Source organism: Saccharomonospora iraqiensis subsp. paurometabolica YIM 90007, from assembly GCF_000231035.2.
Classification (GTDB): Bacteria; Actinomycetota; Actinomycetes; order Mycobacteriales; family Pseudonocardiaceae; genus Saccharomonospora; species Saccharomonospora paurometabolica.
Genome location: NZ_KI912218.1, coordinates 109693 through 114500 on the forward strand (window position 1 = coordinate 109693; position 4808 = coordinate 114500).

Genomic DNA, 4808 nt, shown 5'->3' on the forward strand with positions numbered 1-4808 from the left:
GGTGACGGCGCTGCGGCTGGCGCAGGCCGGGGTGCCGGTGCACGTGCTGGAGCGGGGGATCCGCTGGCCGACCGGGCCGAACGCGGAGACGTTCCCGCACGCCACCAGCCCGGACAAGCGGGCGTTCTGGCTGGGTTCGCCGCTGTCGCTGCCCGGGCTCGGCCGGCTGCCGGTGCCGTTCGAGCCCTACACCGGGCTGCTGGAGCGGGTGCCCGGCCGGGGCATGGACATCATCTGCGCCGCCGGGGTCGGCGGCGGGTCGCTGGTGTATCAGGGCATGACGTTGCAGCCCACCGCGGAGGTGTTCCACGCGACCCTGCCCGAGCAGCTGGACTACGACCGCATGGACCGCGACCACTACCGCCGGGTGGCGCGGATGCTGCGGGTGGAGACCGCGCCGGACAGCCTGGTCGACAGCGAGACGTACACGGCGGCCCGGGTGTTCGCGCGCAACGCCGCGCGGGCCGGGTACGACGTGGACAAGGTGCCGATGCCGATCGACTGGGACTACGCGCTGGCCGAACTGGACGGGCGGATGACCCCGTCCTACACCAACGGTGACTGCGCGTTCGGCGTCAACAACGGCGGCAAGCACTCGGTGGACGTCACCTACCTCGCCGAGGCCGAGGCCACCGGCCGGGTCACGGTCGCCACGCTGCACCACGTGACCGAGGTGGCCCGGGCCGCGGACGGGCGGTGGCAGGTGTTCGTCGACCGGATCGGCACCGACGGCACGGTGTGGGAGAAGAAGATCCTCACCACCGACGCGCTGGTCATGGCCGCGGGTACCACCGGCACCACCCGGCTGTTGATGCGTGCGCAGGCGCGGGACCGGATCCCGGACCTGCCGGACGGTCTCGGGGAGAACTGGGGATCCAACGGCGACCGGATCCACACCTGGACCAACCTGGCCGACGACTTCGGTTCCCCGCAGGGCGGGCCGGTCGTGTACAGCAGCAAGGAGTGGCACGACCCGGCGTCAGCGAACACCGTCATCCAGGCGTCGCTGCCGCCGCTGCCGAACCTGCGCACCACGATGCTGGTCGGCTACGGCGTCAGCCCGGACCGGGGCCGGTTCCACTACGACCCGCACCTCGACGACGTGGTGCTGCACTGGCCGCACGGCGGGGACGCCGCCCTGGCGCGGCGTATCGACACCCGGATCGGGGAGATCGGGGGGTTCGGCTCGGTGGAGCTGGACACCACGTCGCTCTACCCGAACACGTGGCACCCGTTGGGCGGCGCGTCGATGGGCACGGTCTGCGACCTGGCCGGCCGGGTGCGGGGGCAGCGCGGGCTGTACGTGCTGGACGGGTCGCTGCTGCCGGGCACCGCCGCGGCCTGCAACCCGTCGATGACGATCGCCGCGGTGGCCGAACGGGCGACCGACGAGCTGATCGCGCACGACGTCGGCACGGTGTTCTGACACGCCCGGCACGCCGGAACCGGGTGGGTGGTTACGGAGTGCCCGCGGCGGGGAATGTCTGGGGCGACTGATCCGTTGTCGGGGGTGGGGCCACTCGTGTGCTGGCCCCGCCCGTATCGAGGACGTGAACGACAAGAACGAGGACGGCACTGCCCATGGCACAGGTTCCGACCATCACCCTGAACACCGGCGCGGAGATGCCGCGGCTCGGCTACGGCGTCTTCCAGGTCCCGGCCGACGAGGTGTTCGAGCCGACGCTGGAGGCGCTGCGGGCGGGCTACCGCAGCATCGACACCGCCACGATCTACGGCAACGAGGAAGGCGTCGGCAGGGCGATCGCCGAGTCGGGCGTGCCCCGGCAGGAGCTGTTCGTCACCACGAAACTGTGGAACGACAGCCAGGGTTACGACAACACGCTGGCCGCGTTCGACGCCAGCCTGGCCCGCCTCGGCCTGGACTACGTCGACCTGTACCTGATCCACTGGCCGATGCCCGGGCAGGACCGCTACGTCGACACCTGGAAGGCGTTCGAGAAGCTGCACGCCGAGGGCCGCGCCCGCGCGATCGGGGTGTCCAATTTCCACTCCACGCACCTGCGGCGCCTGTTCGACGAGACGAGCGTGGTGCCCGCGGTGAACCAGGTCGAGCTGCACCCGAACCTGCCGCAGGCCGAACTGCGTGCCTTCCACGCCGAGCACGGCATCGTCACCGAGGCGTGGAGCCCGCTGGGCCAGGGCAAGGGCCTGCTGGACGAGCAGGTGCTGGTGTCGCTGGCCGAGAAACACGGCAAGACCCCGGCGCAGGTGGTGCTGCGCTGGCACTTCGAGCTGGGCAACGTGACGATCCCGAAGTCGGTCACCCCGTCCCGGATCCGGTCCAACCTGGACATCTTCGACTTCGCGCTCAGTGAGGACGACATGTCCGCGATCGCGGCGCTGGACACCGGCACCCGCGTCGGCCCGGACCCGGACGCGTTCGGCGCCTGAGCCCAGCCCCCGGTACCGTCCGGTCGCGCCCGGGTGGAGTAGTCGCACACCGCGCCTGTTCCACCCGGGCGTTTCGCGTCCCGGCCGTGTCGAACCTGGTCGCTACCCGGTTCAGACCTTCTTGCCGACGCCGCCGTAGACGATGGCGTCGGTCTCGTTGCGCGGCACCGGCCCGTCGGGCCACCAGTCGGCGGCGGGCACCAGCCCCGGCTCCACCAGTTCCAGCCCGTCGAAGAACGACCGCACGTGGTCGTACTCGCGGAAGTAGCCCGAGTTCATGCCCTTGTCGCGGATGCCGCGGCGTAGTTCGTCGACCATCGCGCGGCCGGTGCCGTCCGGGTCGTCGGCCGCGGGCGGGTAGGTGATGTGGGTCAGCGCCACGTAGCTGCCGCGCGGCAACGCGTCCACATAGGTCCGCATGACGTCGGCGACCGGGCGGGGTTCGTCCGGTTCGTGGTGCAGGGTGAAGCACTGGATCATCGCGATCGGCCGGTCGAAGTCGAGCAGCCGCCGCACCGCCGGGTCGTGCAGCAGCGTGTCCGGGTCGGTGAGGTCGGCGGCGACGAACACCGACCGGTCGTTGTCCTCCAACAGCGCCCGGCCGTGCGCCTGCACCGTCGGGTCGTTGTCGCTGTAGACGACGCGGGCCTCCGGGTTGAGCCGCTGCGCCACCTGGTGCACGTTGTCGTCGGTGGGCAGCCCGGAGCCGCAGTCGAGGAACTGGTCGATGCCGGCGTGCCGGGTCAGCCACCGCACGACCCGGTGCAGCCAGCGCCGGTTCGTCATCGCCGAGGCGTACGGGTTCTTGAAGGTCTCCTCGAGGAACTTCACCACCGCCAGGTCGGCGGCGTAGTAGTCCTTCCCGCCGAGCAGGTAGCTGTAGGCGCGGGCCACGCTCGGCGTGTTCGGGTCGATCGTCGCCACGTCCGGTGTGGTGTCGGCTGAGTCCACGGGTGTGATCCCCTGTTCGTTCGGTGTCCGGTGCACCCCCTGCGGGGATCATGATGGCGCACCGGCGGGCGGCGTGGGGCCGGAGTCGGTGAACGGTCGACGACCGGCTCCCGGCGGGCCACCCGCCGCCCGCTCCCGACCGGACGGCGCGGCTCAGGGCCGGCCGGGTCCGGACCACATCTCGAAGTCGGCGAAGTCGAAGCCGGGGGAGACCACACAGGACACGAGCACGGCCCCGTCCCCGGCGGGGTGGGCGGCCTGCCACGTGCCGCCGGGCACCACCACCTGCGGTGCCTGGCCGCCGGCCATGTCCGGGCCGAGCACCACCCGGCGGGGCGCGGCGTCGGGCGTGTCGCCCGTCCCGCCGAACAGCAGGGTCAGCGTCCCGCCCCGGTGCCACAGCCACAGCTCGTCCCCGCGCACCCGGTGCCAGGCCGACTCCTCGCCGGGGGCGAGCACGTAGTGGATGGCCGTGGCGGTGGGGCGGGGGCCGGGATAGCCCTCGGGCCGCACCCGCACCCCGGATTCCCAGGTGCGGCGGTACCACCCGCCCTCCGGGTGCGGTTCGAGATCCAGCTCCTCGGCCAACGGTGGACGGTTCGGGCTCGGTTCCGACATGTCCGGCGACTGTAGTGCCCGGCGCGGGGAGCCGCGTGTCCCGCCCGTGGGGTCGCCACCACCCGGCGGCCTAGGGTGGGCGCGGCCGGTCGACCGGGGGACGTGCCCCGGCGACCGGGGGAGAAGGCCGGAGTCGAAAGTGGTGTCGCACCGATGACCGTGGCGGATCTCGCCGTCGAGACCCGGATCGTGCTGCTGGCCGCCGGGCTGGTGTTGCTGTGGGCGCTGGTGTTGGGGGTGGTGAAGTACGCCCAGATCCGACGGTCACCGGGCGCGGCCGCACACCCCTACATCGACATCGCGCACCGGTCCGCGCTGCTGTACGCGTTCGCGACCGGGCTGCTCGCGGTGTTCGCCGAGCTGAGCGACTGGCCCACGTGGGTGGACCTGACCGCGGCGGTGGTGCCGATCGTGTTCTTCGTGGCCGCGATCGCCTCCTACCAGTGGCACGGGCTGCGCCGGGACACGGACAATCAGCTGCGGCACCCGGCCACGGGCGTCCGGGTGTTCATGGCCGTCCTGATCGTCGGCGAGATCGGCGGCTCCGCCGTCCTGCTCGCCGGGTTCGTGCACGCCTGGGTCGGCTGAGCCGGGTGAGGCACTCCGACGCCCACCGACGCCGTGCGCGACACTACGCGGGTGGCTGACGAGGTGGACGAGACCACGCACGCCGGGGACCACGACACCCCGGCCGACGACACGTCCGACGGCCCGACCGACGACCTCACCGACGGGGCCGGTGCCGCGGGTGCGACGGGTACGGCGGCGGTGTGCGCGCTGGACGGGTGCGACAACCCGCTGCCGCCCCCGGCGGTGGACGGCAGCGG

At 72.4% G+C, this 4808-nt stretch carries 5 protein-coding genes and 1 pseudogene; 4 read left to right on the forward strand and 2 right to left on the reverse strand.

Annotated features, from left to right (window positions below):
- A partial coding sequence (locus tag SACPADRAFT_RS0207675) for a GMC oxidoreductase (protein ID WP_040924059.1) occupies window positions 1-1426 on the forward strand: 1426 nt, incomplete at its 5' end.
- A 155-nt stretch (window positions 1427-1581) separates the two neighbouring features.
- Window positions 1582-2412 carry an aldo/keto reductase gene (locus SACPADRAFT_RS0207680; protein ID WP_007026532.1) on the forward strand — a complete coding sequence of 277 codons (831 nt, stop codon included), beginning with the start codon at window positions 1582-1584 and terminating at the stop codon, window positions 2410-2412.
- A 111-nt stretch (window positions 2413-2523) separates the two neighbouring features.
- Here the strand turns inward: SACPADRAFT_RS0207680 and SACPADRAFT_RS0207685 are convergent, their stop codons facing one another.
- The gene (locus SACPADRAFT_RS0207685; RefSeq protein ID WP_007026533.1) at window positions 2524-3363 is read right to left on the reverse strand and encodes an SAM-dependent methyltransferase; all 840 of its coding nucleotides are present in this window, start codon (window positions 3361-3363) and stop codon (window positions 2524-2526) included.
- A 153-nt stretch (window positions 3364-3516) separates the two neighbouring features.
- A complete protein-coding gene (locus tag SACPADRAFT_RS0207690; RefSeq protein ID WP_007026534.1) occupies window positions 3517-3981 on the reverse strand; it encodes a cupin domain-containing protein in 465 nt (154 codons plus the stop codon).
- A gap of 153 nt (window positions 3982-4134) precedes the next feature.
- Here SACPADRAFT_RS0207690 and SACPADRAFT_RS0207695 point away from each other — a divergent pair, with 153 nt between their 5' ends.
- On the forward strand, window positions 4135-4569 hold the full coding sequence (locus SACPADRAFT_RS0207695; protein ID WP_007026535.1) for a hypothetical protein: 435 nt from the start codon (window positions 4135-4137) through the stop codon (window positions 4567-4569).
- A gap of 51 nt (window positions 4570-4620) precedes the next feature.
- Window positions 4621-4808 (forward strand): annotated as a pseudogene (locus SACPADRAFT_RS32405) (hypothetical protein); the annotation flags it as partial.